This window comes from Streptomyces sp. NPDC048353 (assembly GCF_055587165.1).
In genome coordinates this window covers 611,801-635,314 of record NZ_JBVJGU010000001.1, presented here as the reverse complement: position 1 = coordinate 635,314, position 23,514 = coordinate 611,801, and the positions used below count along the sequence as shown (strand labels likewise).

The 23,514-nt window shown below is 70.8% G+C and carries 21 protein-coding genes, 1 tRNA gene and 1 pseudogene; 11 read left to right on the top strand and 12 right to left on the bottom strand.

Annotated elements, in window-relative coordinates; translation table 11 throughout:
• Positions 1 to 11 precede the first annotated feature (11 nt).
• The 4 genes from ACZ6RC_RS02765 (at position 12) to ACZ6RC_RS02750 (ending at position 3,169) form a co-directional block, all read left to right on the top strand.
• Entirely contained in the window at positions 12 to 341 is a 330-nt protein-coding gene (locus tag ACZ6RC_RS02765; RefSeq protein WP_469578853.1) for a SpdD-like protein, read from the top strand.
• Between the two features lie 88 nt (positions 342 to 429).
• Positions 430 to 1,827: a replication initiator protein RepSA gene (gene repSA, locus ACZ6RC_RS02760; RefSeq protein WP_469578852.1), complete on the top strand. Its 1,398-nt coding sequence runs from the start codon at positions 430 to 432 to the stop codon at positions 1,825 to 1,827.
• Positions 1,824 to 2,033 carry an excisionase family DNA-binding protein gene (locus tag ACZ6RC_RS02755; protein ID WP_469578850.1) on the top strand — a complete coding sequence of 70 codons (210 nt, stop codon included), beginning with the start codon at positions 1,824 to 1,826 and terminating at the stop codon, positions 2,031 to 2,033. The genes repSA and ACZ6RC_RS02755 overlap by 4 nt, the downstream gene beginning before the upstream one ends.
• The gene (locus ACZ6RC_RS02750) at positions 2,033 to 3,169 is read left to right on the top strand and encodes a tyrosine-type recombinase/integrase (protein WP_469578849.1); all 1,137 of its coding nucleotides are present in this window, start codon (positions 2,033 to 2,035) and stop codon (positions 3,167 to 3,169) included. Before ACZ6RC_RS02755 ends, ACZ6RC_RS02750 begins: the two co-directional genes overlap by 1 nt.
• Positions 3,170 to 3,269: 100 nt before the next feature.
• Here the strand turns inward: ACZ6RC_RS02750 and ACZ6RC_RS02745 are convergent.
• Positions 3,270 to 3,344: transfer RNA gene (locus ACZ6RC_RS02745), tRNA-Val, on the bottom strand.
• 167 nt (positions 3,345 to 3,511) lie between these two features.
• Here ACZ6RC_RS02745 and ACZ6RC_RS02740 point away from each other — a divergent pair.
• From ACZ6RC_RS02740 to ACZ6RC_RS02730, 3 genes are all read left to right on the top strand, one after another.
• Complete coding sequence (locus tag ACZ6RC_RS02740; protein ID WP_469578848.1) at positions 3,512 to 4,279, top strand: DUF4097 family beta strand repeat-containing protein; 768 nt, start codon at positions 3,512 to 3,514, stop codon at positions 4,277 to 4,279.
• A gap of 80 nt (positions 4,280 to 4,359) precedes the next feature.
• Positions 4,360 to 5,739, top strand: coding sequence for an efflux RND transporter periplasmic adaptor subunit (locus tag ACZ6RC_RS02735; protein ID WP_391141117.1), 1,380 nt, complete (start codon positions 4,360 to 4,362; stop codon positions 5,737 to 5,739).
• A gap of 9 nt (positions 5,740 to 5,748) precedes the next feature.
• Positions 5,749 to 5,967, top strand: coding sequence for an FmdB family zinc ribbon protein (locus ACZ6RC_RS02730; RefSeq protein ID WP_391141119.1), 219 nt, complete (start codon positions 5,749 to 5,751; stop codon positions 5,965 to 5,967).
• A gap of 242 nt (positions 5,968 to 6,209) precedes the next feature.
• Here the strand turns inward: ACZ6RC_RS02730 and ACZ6RC_RS02725 are convergent.
• From ACZ6RC_RS02725 to ACZ6RC_RS02715, 3 genes and pseudogenes are all read right to left on the bottom strand, one after another.
• Positions 6,210 to 7,001, bottom strand: a pseudogene (locus tag ACZ6RC_RS02725) (HAD family hydrolase); the annotation flags it as partial.
• A 14-nt stretch (positions 7,002 to 7,015) separates the two neighbouring features.
• On the bottom strand, positions 7,016 to 9,538 hold the full coding sequence (locus ACZ6RC_RS02720) for a phosphoribosyltransferase (RefSeq protein WP_469578846.1): 2,523 nt from the start codon (positions 9,536 to 9,538) through the stop codon (positions 7,016 to 7,018).
• A 6-nt stretch (positions 9,539 to 9,544) separates the two neighbouring features.
• Positions 9,545 to 10,870: an HpcH/HpaI aldolase/citrate lyase family protein gene (locus ACZ6RC_RS02715; protein ID WP_469578845.1), complete on the bottom strand. Its 1,326-nt coding sequence runs from the start codon at positions 10,868 to 10,870 to the stop codon at positions 9,545 to 9,547.
• Between the two features lie 177 nt (positions 10,871 to 11,047).
• Here ACZ6RC_RS02715 and ACZ6RC_RS02710 point away from each other — a divergent pair, with 177 nt between their 5' ends.
• On the top strand, positions 11,048 to 11,989 hold the full coding sequence (locus ACZ6RC_RS02710) for a TerD family protein (protein WP_391141127.1): 942 nt from the start codon (positions 11,048 to 11,050) through the stop codon (positions 11,987 to 11,989).
• A 24-nt stretch (positions 11,990 to 12,013) separates the two neighbouring features.
• Here ACZ6RC_RS02710 and ACZ6RC_RS02705 read toward each other — a convergent pair whose 3' ends face one another.
• The 6 genes from ACZ6RC_RS02705 to ACZ6RC_RS02680 all read right to left on the bottom strand — a co-directional run bounded on the left by ACZ6RC_RS02705 (position 12,014) and on the right by ACZ6RC_RS02680 (position 16,506).
• On the bottom strand, positions 12,014 to 12,751 hold the full coding sequence (locus tag ACZ6RC_RS02705) for a TerD family protein (protein ID WP_391141130.1): 738 nt from the start codon (positions 12,749 to 12,751) through the stop codon (positions 12,014 to 12,016).
• Positions 12,752 to 12,846: 95 nt separating this feature from the next.
• Complete coding sequence (locus tag ACZ6RC_RS02700) at positions 12,847 to 13,995, bottom strand: DUF475 domain-containing protein (protein WP_391141133.1); 1,149 nt, start codon at positions 13,993 to 13,995, stop codon at positions 12,847 to 12,849.
• Between the two features lie 29 nt (positions 13,996 to 14,024).
• Positions 14,025 to 14,600 carry a TerD family protein gene (locus ACZ6RC_RS02695; protein ID WP_391141136.1) on the bottom strand — a complete coding sequence of 192 codons (576 nt, stop codon included), beginning with the start codon at positions 14,598 to 14,600 and terminating at the stop codon, positions 14,025 to 14,027.
• A 191-nt stretch (positions 14,601 to 14,791) separates the two neighbouring features.
• The gene (locus ACZ6RC_RS02690) at positions 14,792 to 15,367 is read right to left on the bottom strand and encodes a TerD family protein (RefSeq protein ID WP_391141139.1); all 576 of its coding nucleotides are present in this window, start codon (positions 15,365 to 15,367) and stop codon (positions 14,792 to 14,794) included.
• 112 nt (positions 15,368 to 15,479) lie between these two features.
• Positions 15,480 to 15,938, bottom strand: coding sequence for a peroxiredoxin (locus ACZ6RC_RS02685; RefSeq protein ID WP_391141141.1), 459 nt, complete (start codon positions 15,936 to 15,938; stop codon positions 15,480 to 15,482).
• A 145-nt stretch (positions 15,939 to 16,083) separates the two neighbouring features.
• Positions 16,084 to 16,506, bottom strand: coding sequence for a DUF3052 domain-containing protein (locus ACZ6RC_RS02680; RefSeq protein ID WP_137989507.1), 423 nt, complete (start codon positions 16,504 to 16,506; stop codon positions 16,084 to 16,086).
• 399 nt (positions 16,507 to 16,905) lie between these two features.
• Here ACZ6RC_RS02680 and aceE point away from each other — a divergent pair, with 399 nt between their 5' ends.
• Positions 16,906 to 19,638: a pyruvate dehydrogenase (acetyl-transferring), homodimeric type gene (gene aceE / locus ACZ6RC_RS02675; RefSeq protein WP_391141143.1), complete on the top strand. Its 2,733-nt coding sequence runs from the start codon at positions 16,906 to 16,908 to the stop codon at positions 19,636 to 19,638.
• Between the two features lie 72 nt (positions 19,639 to 19,710).
• Entirely contained in the window at positions 19,711 to 20,550 is an 840-nt protein-coding gene (locus tag ACZ6RC_RS02670) for a potassium channel family protein (protein ID WP_469578840.1), read from the top strand.
• On the opposite strand, the gene ACZ6RC_RS02665 is transcribed toward ACZ6RC_RS02670, so the two are convergent.
• Positions 20,531 to 20,929, bottom strand: coding sequence for a peptidase inhibitor family I36 protein (locus ACZ6RC_RS02665; RefSeq protein WP_469578838.1), 399 nt, complete (start codon positions 20,927 to 20,929; stop codon positions 20,531 to 20,533). The two genes, ACZ6RC_RS02670 and ACZ6RC_RS02665, sit on opposite strands and share 20 nt — an antisense overlap.
• A 165-nt stretch (positions 20,930 to 21,094) precedes the next feature.
• Entirely contained in the window at positions 21,095 to 22,588 is a 1,494-nt protein-coding gene (locus ACZ6RC_RS02660) for an MFS transporter (RefSeq protein WP_469579414.1), read from the bottom strand.
• A gap of 231 nt (positions 22,589 to 22,819) precedes the next feature.
• Between ACZ6RC_RS02660 and ACZ6RC_RS02655 the strand changes: the two genes are divergently transcribed.
• On the top strand, positions 22,820 to 23,473 hold the full coding sequence (locus ACZ6RC_RS02655; protein ID WP_469578836.1) for a TetR/AcrR family transcriptional regulator: 654 nt from the start codon (positions 22,820 to 22,822) through the stop codon (positions 23,471 to 23,473).
• Positions 23,474 to 23,514: the final 41 nt, after the last annotated feature.

The window sequence follows — 23,514 nt, the reverse complement described above, 5'->3', positions numbered from 1 at the left end:
GGAGAACCGTCATGTTCCAGCCGCGCATCCCGGTCAACCCGCTTCCGACCGGCATCGTCGCCCCGCTCGTCCAGCCGACCGTCACCGGCGACATCGAGCCCCACCACGCCACCAACACGGCGGCCTGCAACCACCACGCCCCGGCCCCTGCGCCGTCCTCGGCCCTGCGCCTCACCCCCGCCGGCCTGGCCGTCGTCGTTACCGGAGGTGCCGGAGCCGTCCTGGTCGTCGGCACGGTCCTGGTCTCCATGCTCCTCGCCGTCGCCATCAGCGCCGCGTCGGTCGCCGTCTGCGCCGTCGTCCTGCGCTCGCTCCTCAACGGCCAGCAGCGGCGCCGTTAGTCGGGCCTCCGGGCGGCTCAACCGCCAAGTCTCCACCGCCCGGAGGCCCCGCTCCTAGCCAGCTCGCAGAACCAGAAGGAAGCACTCCATGATGACCGCCCCAGCCGCCTCGTCGGCGGGATTCGATACCGCCCCCCTGGGCGACATGCTCCGGGTGGCCGGGTCCCCCGACTTCGACCGCTGGAAGGAGCAGATCCACCGCACCGGCGGCTGCTCCCACCCCATCCACCTCCAGGGCTGGACCCTCACCCGGGACAAGACCACCGGCGAGACCCTGCACCGCTACTCCACCGACTCCGAGCCGGGGAACCGTCTCCGGATCGCCTGCGGCAACCGCCGGGCCTCCCGCTGCCCCGCCTGCGCCTGGACCTACGCGGGCGACACGTACCACCTCATCCGCGCCGGCCTCGCCGGAGACGACGCCCGCGACATTCCCGCCACCGTCCGCGAACACCCCCGCGTCTTCCTCACCCTCACCGCCCCGTCTTTCGGCCCGGTCCACAACCGCCCCGGCGCCCGGCCGTGCCGCTGCGGGACCCACCACTCCGAGGACGACACCGCCCTCGGCACGCCACTCGCCCCCGGGTCGTACGACTACGCCGCCGCCGTCCTCTTCAACAACCACGCCGGACAGCTCTGGCAGAGGTTCACGAACCGGCTCCGCCGGGAGATCGCCGCCGCGGCCGGCCTCTCGCAGAGGGAGCTGAAGGCTGTCGCCCGGGTCTCGTACGGGAAGGTCGCCGAGTTCCAGAAGCGGGGCGCCGTCCACTTCCACGCCGTTGTCCGCATCGACGGCCCGGACGGCCCCGACTCCCCGCCGCCGTCGTGGGCGACCACCGAGCGCCTCACCGATGCCATCCGCGCCGGCGCCGCCCACGCGTACACGACCGTCACCGTCCACGCCTCCGGTGACCAGCCCACCCGTCGTCTCCGCTGGGGCACCCAGATCGACATCCGGCCCGTGAAGGCGTTCGGCGACGGGTCCGACATCACCGAGCAGGCCGTCGCCTCCTACAGCGCCAAGTACGCCACCAAAGCCGCCGAGACCACCGGCAGCCTCGACCGCCGCGTCGGCAACCGTGAGGCCCTGGTCCTCCTCGGCGTCCCCGACCACACCCGGCGCCTCGTCGAAGCCTGCTTCGACCTCGACCCTCTCTACCCGGACCGGCGCCTCCTCGCCTGGGCCCACATGCTCGGCTTCCGGGGGCACTTCTCCACCAAGTCCCGGCAGTACTCCACCACCCTGAGCGAGCTCCGCCAGACCCGCGCCGACTACCGCGCCGCACAGGAACGTGCTGCCCGCGGCCTCGACGACATCGAGCCGGGCACCGTCCTCGTCCTCACCTCCTGGACGTACGTCGGACAGGGCCACTCTCCCGGCGAGGCCGCCCTCGCCGCCTCCATCGCTCGGGACATCCAGCTCAACCGCGAGACCGCCCGCGAAGCCCTACGCGACCAATTCGCCTTGGAAGGAGCAACCGCATGACCGGCCGACTGCTGACCGTGGGCCAGGCCGCCGAACTCCTTGGCACGACAGAGAGGTTTCCTCGTCGGCTCATCGCTGAGCGCCGGATCGTGTTCGTCAAGGTGGGGCGCCATGTACGCATCCCTGAACGGGCCTTGGAGGAATTCGTAGCCGCCCATACCGTCCAGCCGATCACTACTAGTCGCCGGTTCGGGGCGGTGGCCTGATGGCGAACACCAAGGGCAAGCGTCGCCGCTTCGGTGCAGTGCGCAAACTGCCGTCAGGCCGGTTCCAAGCTCGCTACCACGGGCCGGACGGGCTGACGCGATCGGCACCCGAGACTTTCGCCTCGCAGACCGATGCCGATCGGTGGCTCGTCCGCAAGGAAGCGGAGATCATCGACGGCAAATGGAAGAACCCGGACGACAAGGTTCTCTTCGGGGTGTACGCCGATGCCTGGTTCAAGGAACGCGACTACGCGGCGACCACCCGCGAGCGCAACGGCAGCGCGCTTCGCCTCCACATCCTGCCGGCCTTCGCGGACGTGGTCCTGAGTGAGATCACCACGCCCCAGATCCGCCGCTGGCGTGCCGGCCTCCTGGAGTCGGGTGTCGGTGAGCCGACAGTCGCCAAGGCGTACCAGATCCTCCGCGCCATCATGAACACCGCGGTCGACGACGAGCTGATCCAGCGCAATCCCTGCCGCATCAAAGGCGCCGGAGCGGCCAAGACGGCTGAGCGGCCGTTCCTCGACGTTGCCGAGGTCTTCCAACTCGCCGACGCCGTGCCGTCGCGCTTCCGAGTGTTCATCCTGCTGGCGGCCTTCACCGGCCTCCGCTTCGGGGAGCTCGCCGCACTTCAGCGCCATGACGTCGACCTCGACCGGCGAACCGTCGCCGTACGGCGTTCTCTGGCCGAGACCCGTACCGACGGCATTCTGATCAAGACGCCCAAGAGCGCGGCTGGCGTGCGCACCGTCGCCTTTCCGGCCTCGCTGGCGGAGAGCCTGGCCACTCATCTCGCCGTCTACGCCGAGCCGGGTCGGACCGGGCTGGTCTTCACCGGAGCCCGCGGCGGGCAGCTGCGCCGGAACAACTTCCGCCGACTGTGGCTGCAGGCCCTGAAGGCCACCGGCCTCCGCGACGTCCACTTCCACGATCTGCGCCACACCGGGAACACCCTCGCCGCGACCGGCGGTGCCACGACGCGTGAGCTGATGCAGCGGATGGGGCATTCGTCGGTACGGGCCGCGCTGATCTATCAGCACCTCGTGAACGGGCGTGACCACGCCATCGCCGCCCACGTCGACGAGCAGATCAGGAAGGTCCGGCCGGGCGAGTCCGGCGACGCTTCTGGCACGTAACTGGCACGGCGCCCCGTAGTCGCCTTCCCGGCTGGAGAACGAACAGGGCCCAGGCTCCCGGTTCAGTACCGGTGACCTGAGCCTTTGCCTATCTACCTGCTGGTGGGCGCGGACGGTTTCGAACCGCCGACATCTGCTTTGTAAGAGCAGCGCTCTACCCCTGAGCTACGCACCCGTGGAATGAGGCAACAGCGTACATGGCCCATGGGTGGGTCCCGCAAACCGATACGGGGGCGGGGGGGTAGCCCTACCCCGGGGCGGTGGGTCGCCGGATCGTGGGGGTGGGGGGTCGGTGCGTACCGTGAGGGGACAGTCAGCGTGTCACCAGGGGGTTCGATCGTCATGGCCGCTCGTCGTCGTATCCGTACGTTCCTCGTCGCCGGTGGAGCCGTCGTCGTCGCCCTCGGGGTCTCCGGGTGTGGGGGTGCCGATGTCGAGGGGGCGCCCGTCGAGAAGAAGAGCTTCGCGTTCTCCGGGGAGACGCTCACCATCGACGCCGACAACTCCGAGCTGGAGATCGTGCCCGCCGACATAGAGGACGTGCGCGTCAGCCGGCAGGTCGACGGATGGGTGTTCATGGGGTCGGGGCCCGAGGCGTCGTGGCGGATGGAGGGCGAGCGGCTGACCCTGCGGGTCGACTGTGACGCCGTGGCCAGTGACTGCGACTCCGTGCACCGCATCCAGGTGCCGCGCGGCGTCGCCCTCACCGTCGAGGACGACAACGGGCAGGTCACCGCCGACGGCTTCGACACCGCCCTGACCGTACGGTCCGATAACGGCGCCGTCCTCGTGCGGAACGCCTCCGGCGCCCTCGATCTGTCCAGCGGCAACGGCGAGGTCGTCGTCGAGGGCGGCACCACCTCGCAGCGCGTCGTCGCCCGGAGCGACAACGGGGCCGTGCGCCTCGCGCTCAGTGCCCCGCCGGCCCGCCTGGAGGCCACCAGCGACAACGGGGAGATCGACATCGCCCTGCCGAAGGGGACGTACGACGTCGACGGCCGCGCCGACAACGGCGAGGTCCGGATCGACGTGCCGAGCACCAAGGGCGCCGACCGTGTCGTGACCGCTCGCAGCGACAACGGGGAAATCGTCGTGCGCAGCGCGAACTAAAGGGTTCGTGTGTTCGTCCTTACCTGGTGGGAGAATGAACCGGACCGGGCAGCGCGGCGATCACAGCACGGGAGAGGGACGTGGCGGCGACTCACGCGAGGGGCGGGGCGAGCGCTTCGGCGTCCCCGCGGCGCCCCTGCGGCCTGGGGCTCGCGTTCGCGCTTCCGCTTCTCGGGCTCGCCCTCCTTCCCGCCTCGTTCGCCGGTGGCGGGACCCGCCGCTGGTTCGGCGGGCGTGGCGAGAGCCAGCGGGCCGAAGCCCAGGCCGCCAAGGATGCCGCCGCCGCCGCGTTCTACGAACTCGACACCGCCCAGCGTGACCTGCGCATCTCCATCGAGACGATCACCGCCGTCGACGATTCGCCCGGTGCCCGCCGCGCCGTCGAGGGCTTCGCCGCGCTCGGACGGCGGATCGACGAGGCCAGCCTCGCCTACATCACCGCCGTCGACGCCCACGACCTCGACCGGGACGAGCTGGACGCGGCGACCGCGAGCCGGGCCCGCGCCGAGCTGACCCGCGCCAAGGACGAGCTCCTCCGGGTCAAGGGCGAGCTGGACCGCTTCGAGCAGGGGCTCGGGCCGCTGCTCGACACCGCCGAGACGCAGCTCGCCCGGCTCGCCCCCGCCGTCGAGCGGGCCCGACAGGCCCTTCGCTCCGCGAGCACCGCTCTCGACACGGCCCGCGAGGCGGGCCTGCGCGCCGACGACCTCGCGGCCCGGCTCGCCGCCCTCGGCCCCGACCTCACCAAGCTCAACGAAGGCGCCGGCCGGCACGGCGTCCCCGCCACCCTCCAGCGCGCCGACCGCGTCCTGCGGGACGCCGAGGCCGTACGGTCCGAGGCGGAGCGGTTGCCCGAGCGCGCCGCCGAGACCGACAAGCGCCTCGTCTCCCTCCGTACGCGCGCCCAGGCGCTCACCACCCGGGCCGGGGGCGTCGAGCCCGTCCTCTCCGAGCTGCGGCGCCGTTTCTCCGCCGCCTGCTGGCAGGACCTGCAGCACGTTCCCGACCAGGCGGCCGACAGCCTCCGCCAAGCCGAGGAGAGGCTGGAGGAGGCCGCCGCGGCCCGCGCCGAGCAGCGCTGGCCCGACGCCACCAGCCTGCTGGCCACCGCCCGCGCCCTGCTCAACCAGACCGACGAGGCCGTCTCCGCCGCGGGCGACCGGCTGCGCCGTCTCGACGCCGTCGCCAAGGACCCGCAGCACGAGATCGACCGCGCCCGCTTCGCCGTACGCGACGCGCAGCGCCTCGCCATGGCCGGCCGCACCACCCCCGACCCCCGCCACGCCCGGCCCCTCGACGACGGCGTCGCCCGCCTCGACCGGGCCGTCGCCGCCCTCGACAACGGCCGCCACCCGGACTACTGGCACTTCCTCACCGAGCTGGAGGCCGTCCGCGCCACCGCCGCCCGGGTCGTCGAACTCATCCGCGAGGAACGGGGCGGTGGCGGCGGCGGCCGTTAGCCTGTCCGTATGCCTCGATACGAATACCGCTGCCGGACGTGTGGCGACACCTTCGAACTCAGCCGGCCCATGGCCGACTCCTCCGCCCCCGCCGCCTGCCCCGAGGGGCACGACGACACGGTCAAGCTGCTCTCCGCCGTCGCCGTCGGCGGCACCGCGACCGGCGGCGGCCCCGCCCCCGCCGGTGGTGGCGGTGGCGGATGCTGCGGTGGGGGCTGCTGCGGCTGACCGCCGGTCGGGTGGGTGGGCGCCTCAGCGTCGGCGGCTTCGGGCGGGGCACCTCATTCCGGTACGGGTCCCCCCACGCCGGTCGCGGCGTCCGCCGCACCTCCGGCCACCCCCGTGAGACCGGCTCCGGCCGGCCCCGCGAGACCCGTAGCGCCTGTCGTGCCCGTAGTCCCCGCAACCCCCGCGATGCCGGTGATCGTCTCCGTGATCCCGCCGCCGGGCAGCCGTGCCGCGCGGTGGGCGCGGATCGTCGTCAGGAAGCGGCGCAGGATCTCCTCGCCCGCCGCCACGCCCCGTTCGGCGAGCACCTCCACGTGCGGGGCGGTCCAGCCCGTGTCGGCGAGTTCGCCGTGGCCGGGGCGCCAGGCGCGGTCGGCGGCGAGCAGCAGGTCGGCGTCGAGGAGGGAATCCCCGGCCGCCAGGGTCAGGGCGGCGCCGGACCGGCGGGCGACCTCCCGCATCGCCGCGCTCTTGGTGAGCGGCTTCGGTACGGCGTACACCTTGCGACCCTGCAAGGAGACCGTCCAGCCCCGGTCCCCGGCCCAGTCGCCGAACCGCTTCAGCCACTCCTCGGGCAGCCGCTCCCGCTCGACGACGAGGTACGCGAAGAGGTCCTCGGCGACCCGGTGCTTGCGCACCCAGGACAGGTCGGTGGTGGCGGTGAAGTAGGCGCGGATCTCGGCGAGCGGCGCGCACTCGTCGGCGAGGCGGCGCAGCACGCTCTCGTGCCAGTCGAGGTCGGTCACGCCGTCGACGAGGAGATGGCCGCCGTTGGCGCAGATGGCATACTTCGGCGCGGGGCCGGGGAGTTGGATGCGCTGGTACTGCTTGCGGGTGCGGGTCGTGGTGGGGACGAAGACGGCCTCCGCGGACACCTCCGCCAGCAGCACGGCCGCGTCCTCGGTGAGGTACGACAGCGGCTTGGACTCGTGGACCTCGATGCTGAGAAGGCGGGGCGCCTGCGCGTCGGGCATGCCGAGGGCGAGGGCGGCCGCGGAGTAGATCAGCGTACGGTCGAGGTCGCTGGCGACCATCACGGTCTCGGTGCTCACTGGGAGACCACCGCCTTCCCGTCGGCGCCCGTGGCGCCACGCGTGTACTGGGGGTGGATCAGTCCGACACAGGTGTACGGGAGGTCGTCGACCTCCTCGACCGGCACCCCGCGCTGTTCGGCGAGGAGCCGGACGTGGGCGAGGTCGGCGCCCGCGCCGCGCTGGGCGAGGATCTTCCAGGGGACGCGGCGCAGCAGGACCCGGGTCGTCTCGCCGACGCCCGGCTTGACCAGGTTGACGTCGTGGATGCCGTACTCCTCGCTGATCCGCTCGACGGCCGCCCAGCCTTCCCAGGTCGGGGTCCGGTCGGCGGAGAGCAGCTCCTTGACGTCGGTGTCGACGGCGTCGCCGACCTCGTCGAAGCGGGCGGCGACGGCGTCGAGGAAGTCGTTCGACACATCGGCGCCGGCCAGCTCGCGGTAGTACTTCCCGCCGTGGAAGTCGTCGGGTCCGACCAGGTCGGCGCGGAGGACCGTACGCGATATGAGGCCGGAGACGGTGGAGTTGAGGCAGGCGGAGGGGATGAGGAAGTCCTCGCGGGTGCCGTAGGTGCGCACACAGGAGCCGGGGTCGGCGAGGACCGCGATCTCCGGGTCGAATCCGGGGAAGTCCCGCAGGGCCTCGGCGAGTTCGCGGGTGATGGCGCCCTTGCCGGTCCAGCCGTCGACGAAGACGACGTCGGCGGGGTCGTGGTGGGCGGCGAGCCAGCGCAGCGCGTTGGCGTCGATGCCGCGCCCGCGCACGATGGAGACGGCGTAGTGGGGCAGGTCGAGACCGTGCCGGGCCTGGGCCCAGCGGCGCATCAGGACGCCGACGGGGGTCCCGGCGCGGGCGAGGGAGACGAGCACCGGCGTGCCGCTGCCCCGGCCGGAGCGCTCGGCGAGGACGGTCTCGGTGACCGTGCCGACGGCGCGGGCGATGCGGGTCGCGGAGGTCTCCAGGGCCGCGTGGAACAGCTCCTGGTACTGCGCGGTGGGCTGGTACTCCACCGGCAGCGACTCGGCGTAGTGGGCGCCGCCGCTCTGGATGGCCTCCTCCCGCTCCTCGGTCGGGGCCTCCAGCTCGACGTCCGAGAGGTCCTGGAGCAGCCAGCCGACCTCCTCGGGTGCGTACGAGGAGAAGGCGGGGCCGCGGAGGGGCTCGGGCAGCATGGAGGCCCTTTCTGGGGGAGCGGCGCACGTGTAGGTCGGGACGACGGCGAGGACCACGTGCGGAATGTGCGCGGCGAGCTGGGCCAGGAGGCCGTCCGGGGCGTGCAGCTCGGGCGTGTCGGCGGCGGAGTCGACGACGGCCACGACCGCGTCGAAGCCGGCGCCCGCGACGTTGTAGGCGTACCGCCGGCCGGGGCCGTCGGCGGGCCTGTCGTGGGCGGGGAAGACGAGACGGGTGCGGATGGCGTAGCCGGGGTCGTCGACGGCGAGGACCGGCGAGCGGGTGGTGGTGGAGTACGCGATGTCGAATCCGGCGCGCTCCAGCTCGACGGCGAGCCGCAGCGGGGCGTACATCAGCTCCTCGAAGCCGAGGACGAGGACCCGGCCGGATGCGGACGGGGTTCCGGAGGCCGCGATGGGTACGGACGGGGCCCCGGAGGCCGCCCCCGGTGCGGACGGGGCTGCGGAAGCCGCCCCCGCCCCTGCCGTGAGGGCCGTCGCCAGGCGTCGGGTCATGGCCGGCAGAGCCGCCGTCAGGGCCAGGGCGTGGGAGGCGGTGAAGCCGTGGCGGCCGCCGTCCGGGAGGCCCTCGGGCCAGCCCAGCTCGACCCGTACGGGCGGGGCGCCGAGCGGCGGCCCGGGGGCCGGGGCCGGCTCCGTGTCGTACTCCGCCACCAGGGCCTGGCCCCGCTCCAGGACGCCCTCGGGGAGGCGTACCGTCCCCGCCGCTCCGGCCACGAGGTCGACGCGGGCGCCGATCTCCTCCGCGAAGGCGCGCAGGCGGTCGTGGTCGGCGGGCCCGCGCATGTCCACGAGGGCGACGACCACGTAGCGGTCGCGGGGGTAGCGCTCGTGCAGGTCGCGGATGGTGTTGAGGACGGTGTTGCCGGTGGAGAACTCGTCGTCGACGAGGACCAGCGGCCCGTCACCCGCCAGCAGCTTGGGGTCCTCGGGGAGGAGGAGGTGCGAGGTGGCGTGCGAGTGGGACTCCTCGAAGCCGCCGGCCCGCGCGACCCCGTCCACCGGACGCCGGGTGGAGTGCAGGTACGGCGCGGAGCCCAGCCCGTCGGCGACCGCGTGGCCGAGGGCGGTCGCGGTCTCGGCGTAGCCGACGACGACGGCCCGCCCGGCCTCCTCGCCGCCCAGGAGGTCGCGGACCCGCTCGCCGAGGGCGACGCCCGAGCCGTACACCACCGTCGGGCGCTGGGGTATGTGCTTGCCCAGCACGTGGGAGACGAGGAGGTGCGCCCGCTTGGGGTTGCGGCGCAGTGCGAGGCCCAGCAGTCCCGGGAGCGTCTCGTCGCCGACCAGTTCGACACCGAGTCGCTCGGCGACCCATGTACCCGACCACACCACGTTGTCGATCACCCTTCGTCAGCCGGCCAGTCCGGCGGTCAGCAGATCCACGAAGCCGACGTCCTCGCGGGCGACGCCGAAGACCTCGGCGCGCAGCAGGGTCCGTTCCGCCCAGGCGCGGTGCGGCTTCACTTCGTTCATCTTGTTCGTATACGCGGAACGCATCACCCCGCCGGCACACCGCTCGGGGCGGAGGATGTCCTGGGCGTCGCTGAACTCCTCGTGACTGACGACGGAGAGCGCGTGCACGGGCACCACGTGGGTGGGGTGGATGCAGGTCTTGCCGAGGAGGCCGTTGGCCCGGTCGAGTTCGATCTCGCGCAGCAGCCCGTCGAGGTCGTGCTCGATGAGCGCGGTACGGAGGTCCTCGGCGCTGCCCTCCAGGAAGGGGCTGCGGCGCAGCTGTGGCTTGAACATGCGCTCGCCGGGCCGGAAGTACTCCCAGACCGGGCCGGTGATGGTGAAGCCGCTGCCGTCGGAACGGCCGAGGACGTTGACGACGTCGGCGATGACGTGCGCGACGATCTTGACGTCGTACGCCGTCATGTCGGGCGAGCGGCGCAGTCCGTAGGCGGAGCAGAAGTCGGTGACGCCGAGCCGGAGCGCGAGGACCCGGTCGCGGTACTTGTCGACGATCGCGGCGATGCCGGCGAGGGTCGCGGCCCGGGTCTCCAGGTGGAGCAGCTCGGGGGACTCCAGGACGGGCATGGCGAAAAGTCGCCGTCCGCAGGCCCTCTCCGCCTCGGCGAGGGCCTCCAGGAAGGCGCGGCCGCGACACTCGTCGAACTTGGGCAGGACGAAGCCGGTGAGCAGGCGCACGTGGTCGCCGAGCCGGGCGACCAGATCGGTGATCTGGCGGGGCTCACGGACCCGGATGAAGAGCAGGGGCACATCCGCGACCCCGCCGGCGCCGGGGGCCGTGCCCGCGCCGGAGGCCGTGCCCGCGCCGGGGCCGGTAGCCCCGCCGGGGCCCGTACCCGCGCCGGGGTCCGGCCGGGTCGCAGGGTCCTCGCCCGCCGTGCGGGCCGTGTCGGCGGCGGCCCGCGTGGCGGCGGGCGACACGCCCGTCGCGAGGTCGGCGAACTGGCTGACCAGGTTGGACTCGGCGGCCTCCACATCCGTGTCGGCGATCGAGTCCTCCAGGCACAGCACCATGGAGACGACCCCGCGCGCGGCCTGTTTGCGGACGTCGTCGGCGAGCCGCGGCCGGGTGGCCGGGCTGTACAGCGTGGCACCCAGGGCCACGGCGAGCGTGCTCGCGGGTGAGTCGGCCGTGAACTCGGCCGGCTCCTGGTGGAACAGCCCGGCCCGCGAAGCGGACGGGATGTGCCCGAAATGACGCATGTAACTCCCCCGACTGCCTTTGCGGGCCCTGATGACATGTGGCCGGTAATAGTACGTAGGTGCGGGTGTCCGTAGTTCCCTCCCATCATGAAATCCAGGTAACTCGTCCGCATCCGATCGGTCTCGCCCGGCTCGCCGCGCCCCCCGCGTTGTCCGCGGGCCCGCCCAGCAGGCAGGATGACCGTCATGACGCACGCGATGCTGAAGGGCTCCAACGTCCCTCTCGACACCGCGGCCGTACGGGCCGTGCTCCGCTGGACCCCGGGCCCCGGGGTCCCTGACGTGGACGCCTCGGCCCTGCTGCTCGGCACGAACGGACGCGTGCGGTCCGACGAGGACTTCGTCTTCTACAACCAGCCGCGCCACCCCTCGGGGCTGGTGCGGCGGCTGCCCAAGAAGCGGGTCGCCGAGGGGCTGACCGACACCGTCGAGGCCGATCTCGGCCGGCTCGACCCGTCCGTCGACCAGGTGGTGATCGCGGCCTCCTCGGACGGCGACACCTTCCGGAGCGTCTCCGACCTGCGGATCCTGCTCTACGACGCGGGGGCGCCGGACCGGGAGCCGCTGGCACTGTTCGACGTGACGGCGGAGACGGGCGAGGAGACGGCGATCATCTGCGGCGAGCTGTACCGGCGCGGGGACGCCTGGAAGTTCCGGGCCGTGGGGCAGGGCTATCCGACCGGGCTCGTCGGCCTGGCCACCGACTTCGGGATCTCGGTGGACGAGGCCGCGGAGGAGGGCGCCTCCGGGTCCGGCGACCGTGCGAACGACGGCGGGGCCCCGCGCCCCCAGGGCGGCCGGAACACGCCCGCCGCCCCGGATCTGGACCTCGGCCCCGACCCGGACCTGGACCTCGACCTGGACGCGACCGTCGTCCACGCGCCCGTGACGGCGCCGGCACCGCCGGTCGTACCGCCGCAGCCGGCCAACCCCCCGGCCTACGGCTACCCGCAGCCCGCCTACGGCTATCCCCAGCCGTACGCCCAGCCCCAGCCGCATGCCCAGCCGTCCTCGGCGCAGCCCGGCTACGGCTATCCCCAGCCCGCCGCGGCCGCCGCGCCCGCTCCGGACCCGAACTTCCGGCTGCCTCCGATGGGCCCGCAGTTCGTACGCCCGTAAGCGGTCCGGCCGGAACCGCACCCGCTACGCCTTGGTCTTGTAGCCGCGCCCCCACTGCAGGCCCCAGCCGTACAGCCGGTCCAGTTCCGCCTGGAAGCCGTACACGAACTTCACCTCACGGCGGACGACCAGCTCGTCCTTGACCTTCTCGACGGTGAACACCGCGCAGGAGCGGGCCTGGGGGGCCCGCTCGTCGAGTTCGATCTCGATCCGCGGGCCGTTGCTGGGGTAGAGCGTCACCTTGGCGTGCGTACGGTCGAAGGCGGGCGTCTGGTCGTAGATGTAGACGAAGAACAGCAGGCGCTTGATCTCGTCCCGGTGGTCGAGGTTGACGAAGATCGTCTCGCCGGACGAGCCGCCGAACCGGTCGTCGCCGCTCAGGTTCACATACGGCGGCGCGTTCAGGGAGCCGAAGAAGTTGCCGAGCGGCTGCACCACGCCCCTGCTGCCGTCCGCCAGCTCGTACATGCAGCCGAGGTCCAGGTCGACGTTGACCATGCTCTGGGTGTGCGCCTGGACGACCTCGGGCTTGAAGAGCTTCGAGGGGTGCCGGAGCAGTTGGCCGCTCTGGCGTGAGCGGCCTTCTATGTCGGAGGTGCGCATCCGCCAGGAGAGGTTGACGCGCAGGTTGCCGGTGGCGGCGCCCTGTTTGGTCAGGGAGACCGCCGGGCGCCGTCTGGTCAGGTCGATGGTGTTGCTGGCGGCGTTGCCCGAATCGAACTGCGCGGCCCGCCCCGGAAAAAGGCCGTCCCAGAAGCCCATGCGCCCCACCCCCCACTCGAAAACCTATGACACGCCGAGGGGCGGCCGGGTGCACCGGCCGCCCCTCGGTGAAGCGTTCCTCGCGCGCGGGGGTGTCACACCCCGGACGGCACCTCTGTCTTGTCTCCGGAGGAGCCGGAGCTTCCCTCGGCCGCCGCGAGGGCCTTGTTGCGGCGGACGGAGGACCAGAAGGACCAGGCGATCAGGATGACGCCGATGGAGCCGGTGATGAGCTCGCTGATCTGGTAGCGGATGGTGACCATGAGGATCACCGCGAGCGCGCCGATGGCGTAGTGGGCGCCGTGCTCCAGGTAGACGTAGTCGTCGAGGGTGCCCTGGCGGACCAGGTAGACCGTGAGCGACCGGACGTACATGGCGCCGACGCCGAGGCCGAGCGCCATGAGGACGATGTCGTTGGTGATGGCGAAGGCGCCGATGACGCCGTCGAAGGAGAACGACGCGTCGAGGACCTCGAGGTAGAGGAACATGAAGAAGGCGGCCTTGCCGGCGAGCTGCACGGCCGAGACCTGCTTGCCGGACCGCTTGGCCTCCTCCTCGGCCTCGTGCTCGCGCTCTTCCTCCTCCTCGAGCTTGTTCTCGAAGAAGCCGGAGAGACCGCCGACGACGAGGTACGTGATGAGGCCGAAGACGCCGGAGAGCAGGACGGTCGAGGCCTTGTCGACGTGCGTACCGCCGTGCTGGTGTGCCTGGGTCGCGAAGGTCATGGCGCTGATGGCCAGGACGATCAGGGCGACGCAGACCGACAGCATGTCGACCTTGCCGAGCTTGGCGAGCGGGCGCTCCAGCCAGCCGAGCCACTTGATGTCACGGTCCTCGAAGATGAAGTCGAGGAAGATCATCAGGAGGAACATCCCACCGAAGGCCGCGATCGACGGGTGCGCGTCGGTCACCAGCTGTTCGTAGCGCTCGGCGTCGTTGAGCGCGAGATCGACGGCCTCGATGGGGCCGATCTTGGCGCTGATCGCGACGATCACCACGGGGAAGACCAGCCGCATGCCGAAGACGGCGATCAGGATGCCGATCGTGAGGAAGATCTTCTGCCAGAAGGGGCTCATCTTCTTCAGGATTCCGGCGTTGACCACCGCGTTGTCGAAGGAGAGCGAGATCTCGAGGATGCACAGGATCGCGACGACCCCGAGCGCTTCCCACCCCCCGAAGAGCACCGCTGCGACCAGTCCGAGCGCCGTGACGGCGAACGACCAGCCGAAGGTTTTCAGTACCACTGTCTACCTCATCGTGTAATTACGCGGCTTTACGAAACGTTGACCCCGAAGTCTAGAGCGATGCCCCGGAGCCCGGACGCGTACCCCTGCCCCACCGCTCGGAACTTCCATTCACCGCCGTACCGGTAGAGCTCGCCGAAGATCATCGCCGTCTCGGTGGAGGCGTCCTCGGAGAGGTCGTAGCGGGCGAGTTCCTGGCCGTCCGCCTGGTTCACGACGCGGATGAAGGCGTTGCTGACCTGGCCGAAGGTCTGGCCGCGGTTGTCGGCGTCGTGGATCGACACGGGGAAGATGATCTTGTCGCAGTGGGCCGGCACCTTGACGAGGTCGACGATCAGCGACTCGTCGTCGCCGTCACCCTCTCCGGTGAGGTTGTCCCCCGTGTGTTCGACAGAGCCTTCGGGGCTCGTGAGGTTGTTGTAGAAGACGAAGTACTCGTCGCCGAGCACGCGCCCCGACTGGCACAGCAGGGCGCTGGCGTCGAGGTCGAAGTCCGCCCCGGTGGTGGATCGCGCGTCCCAGCCGAGGCCGATCAGCACCTGGGTGAGATTCGGTGCGGCCTTCGAGAGGGAGACGTTGCCTCCCTTGGCGAGCGTGACGCCCATGATGTGTTCCTCCCCGGTGAGTACCGCTGCTACGGCTGGTGGTGCGGGTGGTGCTCGTCGTGCGCGTGTGGCTGGTCATGCGGGTGTGGCCGACGGTGCTGGTGGTGCTGGTGGTGCTAGTGGTGCTGGTGATGAGGCACGTCCGGCGCCGCACGAGAGGTGCGGCGCCGGACGGTTCAGTGTCGCGTGGCTCAGACGTTGACGCCGAAGTCCTGCGCGATGCCGCGCAGACCCGAGGCATACCCCTGGCCGACGGCGCGGAACTTCCACTCCGCGCCGTTGCGGTAGAGCTCGCCGAAGACCATGGCGGTCTCGGTCGAGGCGTCCTCGGACAGGTCGTACCGGGCGATCTCCGCGCCGCCGGCCTGGTTCACGACGCGGATGAACGCGTTGCGCACCTGACCGAAGGACTGCTGGCGGTTCTCGGCGTCGTAGATCGACACCGGGAAGACGATCTTGGCGACGTCGTCGGGCACGGTGGCGAGGTTGACCTTGACCTGCTCGTCGTCACCCTCGCCCTCGCCGGTGAGGTTGTCACCGGTGTGCTCGACGGAGCCGTCGGCGCTCTTCAGGTTGTTGAAGAACACGAAGTCCTGGTCGTTGCGGACCTTGCCCTCCGCGCTGACCAGAATGGCGCTGGCGTCGAGGTCGAAGTCCGTCCCGGTGGTGGTGCGGACGTCCCAGCCCAGACCGACGATGACGGCGGTCAGGCCAGGGGCCTCCTTGGTCAGCGAGACGTTGCCGCCCTTGCTGAGGCTGACTCCCACGAGTCCCTCCATTGGTTTCCAGGGGCAGCGCCCCCGTCGTGCGTTGGCATCGGATCAACGTCTGGATCCTAGTGACGGGTTCCCGGCCGAGACAGACGATTCGCCCTGATCCTCAGAGAGTGTCGAGCGCCTTGAGGTAGTCGTCGAGGTCGCGGGCGTCCGGAAGGGCGTTGACGACGGTCCAGCGGACGACGCCCTCCTTGTCGATGATGAAGGTGCCGCGCACGGCGCAGCCCTTCGCCTCGTCGAAGACGCCGTAGGCGCGCGAGGCCTCGCCGTGCTTCCAGAAGTCGGAGAGCAGGGGGTATTCGAGGCCCTCCTGCTCGGCGAAGACGCGCAGGGTGTGGATGGAGTCGTTGGAGACGGCGAGGAGCTGGGTGTCGTCGTTGACGAACTTCGGCAGGTTGTCGCGCAGCTCGCACAGCTCGCCGGTGCAGACCCCGGTGAAGGCGAAGGGGTAGAAGAGCAGCACCACGTTCTTCTCCCCGCGGTAGTCGGAGAGCCTCACGGTGCGGCCGTGGTTGTCCTTGAGCTCGAACTCCGGGGCCTGGGTGCCGACCTCGATCGCCATGCGTACGCGTCCCTTCCGCTGGACCTTGTGGACCTCGTGGACCTTCACTGGACCGAACAGGTGAGAACAGCTTAGGGCGGCCCTCGGGGGGCGCACGCACAGAGCCCCCGCCGACTGGGTCGGCGGGGGCTCCTGCTGCTTGGGGTCAGCGCTTGGGTGCCACCAGTCGGCTGCCCGACCAGTCCTTGGCGACGCTGATGCTCTTGGTCTGGGAGAAGCCGGCGGTCTGCGCGGCATCGCTGATGTCGCTCGGCTCGACGTAGCCGTCTCGGCCCGTCTTCGGAGTCAGGAGCCAAACGACCCCGCCGTCCTCCAGCAGGCCGATGGCATCGACCAGGGAGTCCGTCAGGTCTCCGTCCTCGTCGCGGAACCAGAGCACGACGGCGTCGGCGACGTCGTCGTAGTCCTCGTCAGCGAGGTCCGACCCGATGATGGACTCGATGCCTTCGCGGAGATCGAAGTCGACGTCGTCGTCGTAACCGATCTCCTGGACCACCTGTCCGGGCTCGAACCCCAGCCTCGCTGCCGGGTTGGTCCGCTCCTCCGCGTGGTCCGCGGTCGCGCTCACGGCTTGCCTCCTGATCATGTATCGGAAAATGCTTCGGCCACGCGCGTACGCGCGGCGCTGGCCGTAGTCCACACGGGCTGGGCGGATCGCGCAAGTACCCGGCCGTCGAGACCGCCGAAACGGTGACGTTTGGGGCCGTCTCGCCGAAACCTCCGACCCGATTCCACTCCGCTCCGTAATAGAGGACACACGCTTCGTACCGGTTTATGGTCTTCCGCGGTTTCAGTCTGCCGAACGTGCGGACGAAACGCATGCGCGGGTTGGGCGTAAGGTTGCGATTTGACCCAACCAGGCGCCCCTCGGGGGTTACCCCTCGGTAGAGATGACGTTTGACACTGACGGGGTACACGATGGACACCCCGGCCTCCTGTGGGCTCCACCGAACAGCGAAGGAACAGCGTGGCTTCCGGATCCGATCGCAATCCGATCATCATTGGCGGCCTTCCCAGCCAGGTCCCGGACTTCGATCCGGAGGAGACCCAGGAATGGCTCGATTCCCTCGATGCCGCAGTCGACGAGCGGGGCCGTGAGCGAGCCCGCTACCTCATGCTCCGTCTGATCGAGCGGGCCCGCGAGAAGCGCGTGGCCGTGCCGGAGATGCGCAGCACGGACTACGTCAACACCATCGCCACGAAGGACGAGCCGTTCTTCCCCGGCAACGAGGAGATCGAGCGCAAGGTCCTCAACGCGACCCGCTGGAACGCGGCCGTGATGGTCTCGCGCGCCCAGCGGCCGGGGATCGGCGTCGGCGGCCACATCGCCACGTTCGCCTCCTCCGCCTCGCTGTACGACGTCGGCTTCAACCACTTCTTCCGGGGCAAGGACGAGGGCGACGGCGGCGACCAGATCTTCTTCCAGGGGCACGCCTCCCCCGGTATCTACGCCCGCGCGTACCTGCTCGACCGGCTGACCGAGACGCAGCTCGACGCGTTCCGCCAGGAGAAGTCGAAGTTCCCGAACGGTCTCTCCTCCTATCCGCACCCGCGGCTGATGCCGGACTTCTGGGAGTTCCCGACCGTCTCGATGGGCCTCGGCCCGCTCGGCGCCATCTACCAGGCGCGGATGAACCGCTACATGGAGGCGCGCGGCATCGCCGACACCTCCAAGTCGCACGTGTGGGCCTTCCTCGGCGACGGCGAGATGGATGAGCCGGAGTCGCTGGGCCAGCTGTCCATCGCCGCCCGTGAGGGCCTGGACAACCTCACCTTCGTCGTGAACTGCAACCTGCAGCGGCTCGACGGCCCGGTGCGCGGCAACGGCAAGATCATCCAGGAGCTGGAGTCGCAGTTCCGCGGCGCCGGCTGGAACGTCATCAAGCTCGTCTGGGACCGCTCCTGGGACCCGCTGCTCGCCCAGGACCGCGACGGCATCCTGGTGAACCGGCTGAACTCGACGCCGGACGGACAGTTCCAGACGTACGCGACGGAGACCGGCGCCTACATCCGCGAGCACTTCTTCGGCGACGACCAGCGGCTGCGCTCGATGGTCGAGAACATGACCGACCACCAGATCCTGCACCTGGGCCGCGGCGGGCACGACCACAAGAAGATCTTCGCCGCCTTCGCGGCGGCCAAGGCCCACAAGGGCCAGCCGACCGTGGTCCTGGCACAGACCGTCAAGGGCTGGACGCTGGGTCCGAACTTCGAGGGCCGCAACGCCACGCACCAGATGAAGAAGCTGACGGTCGACGACCTGAAGCGCTTCCGCGACCGGCTGCACATCCCGATCACGGACAAGCAGCTGGAGGACGGCGCCCCGCCGTACTACCACCCCGGGCCGAAGTCCGAGGAGATCCAGTACATGCACGACCGCCGCAAGGCGCTGGGCGGCTACGTGCCGACCCGGGTCGTGCGCGCGCAGCCGCTGAACCTCCCCGAGGACAAGACCTACGCGGCGGTGAAGAAGGGCTCCGGGCAGCAGTCGATCGCCACCACGATGGCGTTCGTCCGGCTGCTCAAGGACCTGATGCGGGACAAGGAGATCGGCAAGCGGTTCGTGCTGATCGCCCCGGACGAGTACCGCACCTTCGGCATGGACTCGTTCTTCCCGAGCGCCAAGATCTACAACCCGCTGGGGCAGCAGTACGAGGCCGTGGACCGCGAGCTGCTGCTCGCGTACAAGGAGTCGCCGACGGGCCAGATGCTGCACGACGGCATCTCGGAGGCCGGCTGCACGGCCTCGCTGATCGCGGCGGGCTCGGCGTACGCCACGCACGGCGAGCCGCTGATCCCGGTCTACGTCTTCTATTCGATGTTCGGTTTCCAGCGGACCGGCGACCAGTTCTGGCAGATGGCCGACCAGCTGGCCCGCGGCTTCGTGCTGGGCGCCACCGCCGGCCGGACGACCCTGACGGGCGAGGGCCTCCAGCACGCGGACGGCCACTCGCAGCTGCTCGCCTCGACCAACCCGGGCTGTGTCGCCTACGACCCGGCCTTCGGCTTCGAGATCGCGCACATCGTCCAGGACGGCCTGAAGAGGATGTACGGCCCCGACGCCGAGGACGTCTTCTACTACCTGACCGTTTACAACGAGCCGATCCAGCACCCGTCGGAGCCCGAGAACGTGGACGCCGAGGGCATCCTCAAGGGCATCTACCGCTTCAAGGCGGGCGAGTCCGGCGAGCTGCCCGCGCAGATCATGGCCTCCGGCGTCGCGGTGCCGTGGGCGATCGAGGCGCAGCGGATCCTCGCCGAGGAGTGGAACGTCCGGGCGGACGTCTGGTCGGCGACGTCGTGGAACGAGCTGCGCCGCGAGGCCGTGGACGTCGACCGCCACAACCTTCTCCACCCGGAGGAGGAGCAGCGCGTCCCGTACGTGACGCGGAAGCTGTCCGGGTCCCAGGGGCCGTTCGTGGCCGTCTCCGACTGGATGCGCTCGGTGCCGGACCAGATCGCCCGCTGGGTGCCGGGGACGTACACCTCGCTCGGCGCGGACGGCTTCGGCTTCGCCGACACCCGTGGCGCTGCCCGTCGCTTCTTCCACATCGACGCCCAGTCGATCGTGCTCGCCGTCCTCACCGAACTGGCCCGTGAGGGCAAGGTCGACCGGTCGGTGCTGAAGCAGGCCGTGGACCGCTACCAGCTGCTCGACGTCTCCGCGGCGGACCCGGGCGCCGCGGGCGGCGACGCCTGACGCGTACCACCTGGTGAGGGGCGGTGGGGCTGGTGGTCCCGCCGCCCTTCGGCGTTCCCTACGATGCCTGGCATGAAGGAACCCACCCCACAGCTGCGCTGGGAAGCGCGCACCCGGACCGCGCTGCTGGGGCTCGCCGTCGCCTTCGGTGTCGCCTACGCCGTGCCGATCGTGACGCCCGACGCCGACCCCCGGGTGCACCGGCTATGCGGATACGTCGAGTGGGCGGTGTGGGGGGCGTTCGCCGTGGACTACGTCGTGCGGTTCGCCCTGGCACCGGCCAAGTGGCCGTTCGTCCGCCGTCACCCCCTCGATCTACTGGCGGTCCTGCTGCCGCTGGTGCAGCCGCTGCGGCTGCTGCGGGTGGTCTCGACGCTCCTCCTCGTGGGCCGGCGGGCCCGGATGGCCCCGCAGATCACGCTCACCGTGTACGTGGCGGGCGCGGTGGTCGGGCTGCTGATGTTCGGCTCGCTGGCCGTGCTGCACGTGGAGCGTACGGCGCCCGACGGCAACATCAAGACACTGGGCGACGCGGTGTGGTGGTCGTTCACCACGATGACGACGGTCGGCTACGGCGATCACGCCCCCACCACCGGCCTGGGCCGCGTCCTCGCGGTGGGTCTGATGCTGTCGGGGATCGCCCTGCTGGGTGTGGTCACCGCCAACATCGCCACCTGGTTCATCTCCCGCTTCGAGCGGGACGACGCGGCCGAGCGCCGGCAGACGGAGCTGCTCGAAGCCCTGACCCATGAGGTGAAGGAGCTGCGCGCGGAGGTCGCCCGCCTCTCGTCGCCCGCCGCTCCCGGCCGGACCCCCGGAGCGGCCGCCGTGGCCGGACAGCCGACCGGCTCGGCCACGCTGCCCGGGCAGCCTGCCGGTCCGGCGGCCGCCGCTAACGCTCCCAGATCTTGAAGGCTCTGATCTGATACGGGGTCTGGGGCGCCCAGACCCCCCGGCCCGGGTACGTCTCGAACTCCCCCGTCTCCGCGCACTCCGCCGACTGGTAGACCGTCACGGGCCGCCCCGTGCGGTTGGCGAGGGCCTGGGCCGTGCCGCCCGCGGGCAGCGGGACGCAGCTCTCGATGTCGGTGTCCGACAGCTCGTGCGCCAGCGCCCGTCCCCGGAATTCGGCCTTGGGCCAGAGGCAGAGCTGCCCCGGAGCGCAGGCGCCGAGCCGGGGCGCGGGAGCGGCGGTGGTCGCCGGGGAGCCGGTCGCCGTGGCGGCCGGCAGGGCGGTGAGCAGGCCGGCGACCGCCAGGGCGGCGGTCGTGAGAACGGTCTTCGTACGCATGTCCATGATCCCCCGTCTTTCGTCACTCTCTGTGACCAAAACTGTGGACCATGACACCCTCCGTCCGGAAGGGGGTTCTCGCCGGTTCACCCGGATAGGTGACAGCCCCGCCGGAGGGATCCGACGGGGCCGCGGGGTGGAACGGAGGGGAGCCGTTGGGGCGGATCAGATGTGGGCCGCGCCCGCACCCGCCTCCGCGTTCTCGCCGCGCTTGGTGAACATGGCCACCAGCGCCGCGACGACGGCGACGACACCGGCGACGGTGAAGGCCAGGCCCATGCCCTCCATGAAGGTGTCGTGGATGACGCCGCCGATCGTGTCGAACAGGTCCGGGGTCACCCCGGGGGCCTTGGCCAGCTCCGGCGGGACCATGCCGAACTCGGCGGCCTGCTCCAGCTTGGGGTCGGCCGGCACCGGTATCCCGGCCGCCTTCCAGTTCTCCTCGAAGGCGCTCGAGACCTTGGAGGACATGACCGCGCCGAGCACGGCCGTACCGAGTGCGCCGCCGACCTGCATCGCGGCCTGCTGCAGACCGCCGGCCACACCGGAGAGCTCCAGCGGGGCGTTGCCCACGATGACCTCGGTGGCGCCGACCATGACCGGCGCGAGGCCCAGGCCGAGGAGGGCGAACCAGAGGGACATGGCGAAGGTGCCGGTCCCCTCCGTGAGGGTGATCATGCCGAACATGGCGGCGGCCGTGCAGACCATGCCGCCGACCAGCGGGATGCGCGGGCCGAACTTGGTGATGAGCACACCGGCCAGCGGCGAGGAGACGATCATCATCGCGGTCAGCGGCAGCAGGTGCAGACCGCTGTCGACCGGGCTGAGGCCCTTGACGCCCTGGAGGTAGAAGGTCACGAAGAACAGGCCGCCCATGAAGGCGAAGGCCATCAGGACCATCAGCACCACACCGGCCGACAGCGGGACGGAGCGGAACATCGCCAGCGGGATGAGCGGCTCCTTGACCCTGGTCTCCCAGAAGGCGAAGAGCGCGAAGAGCAGGACCGCGCCGCCCAGGAAGCCCCAGGTGTTGCCGCTCGCCCAGCCCCAGGACTCACCGGCCTTGATGATGCCCCAGATGAGGGACCCCATCGCCGCCGAGAGCAGCAGGATGCCGAGGACGTCGAAGGAGCGCGGGGCGTTCGCGGCGCGGTGGTCCTTGAGGATCACCAGGCCGAAGACGAGCGCGAGGACGCCCACCGGCACGTTGATGAAGAAGACGGACTGCCAGCTGACGTGCTCCACGAGCAGACCGCCGACGATCGGGCCGCCGGCGGTGGAGGCGCCGATGACCATGCCCCAGATGCCGATCGCCATGTTCAGCTTCTCGGCGGGGAAGGTGGCGCGGAGCAGCCCGAGCGCGGCCGGCATCAGCAGGGCGCCGAAGACGCCCTGCAGGACACGGAAGCCGATCACGAGCGCGATCGAGTCGGACATGCCGATCGCACCGGAGGCGAGGGCGAAGCCGGCGATGCCGATGAGGAAGGTCTGACGGTGGCCGAAACGGTCACCGAGCTTTCCGGCCGTGATCAGTGCGACGGCGAGCGCGAGGAGGTAGCCGTTGGTGATCCACTGGACGTCGGCGAGCGTCGCGCCGAGGTCCTTCTGGATGGCGGGGTTGGCGATGGCGACGATCGTGCCGTCGAGGGCCACCATCATCACGCCGATGGCGACGGCGAACAGGGTCAGCCAGGGATGGCCTCGCAGTCCCTTCGCCGGGGCCGGCGCGGAGTCCCGGCCACCCCCCTGACCCTGCGGGGCCTTTTCCACGGTGGTCTGACTAGTCATACCGACGAGGCTAGTGTCAGCCACTGACAATTGACAAAGCGATTCACGCGCCGGTAACTGTCACGTAGCTCACAGGTACCCTGAGCTGCACGCGGCGACGAAATGTGGCGGAAAGAGGACCATGCGGTGACGGTTTCCGGGCTGCGGGAACGGAAGAAGCAGCGCACGCGCAACGCGCTGCTTCGGGTGGCCCTCGAGCTGTTCACGACGCAGGGGTACGAGCAGACCACCGTCGACGAGATCGCGGACGCGGTCGAGGTCTCCCAGCGCACCTTCTTCCGCTACTTCGCCTCCAAGGAGGAGGTCGCCTTCGCCGTCCAGCAGATGGTGGAGGAGCGTTTCGTCCGGGCGCTGGCCGAACGGCCCGCCGAGGAGGGCCCGCTCGACGCGATGCGCAACGCCGTCCTCGGCTCCTGGGACACCATCGGCGAGGCGATCATGGAGGTCGTACCCGTCGAGCTGTACCTGCGGACCTTCCAGATGATCGAGTCGACGCCGGCGCTCCTCGCCGTCCATCTGCGGCGCTCCACCGAGATGGAGGAGAGCATCGCCCGCCTGATCGCCGAGCGGGAGGGCCTGGACGTGGACGCGGACCCGCGCCCGCGCATCGCGGTGGCGGCGTTCAGCGGCGTCATGCGGGTGACCGCCCAGATGTGGGGCCGGGGGACGGACCCGACCCTGGAGGCGATCCGCGCGCTGACCGAGCGGTACCTGGACCACCTGGGGCCGGCACTGGAGCCGCACTGGCGCGCTTGAGGAGGGAGCGGGGCCGGGAGAGCGTGTCCCCGCCGCTTCCC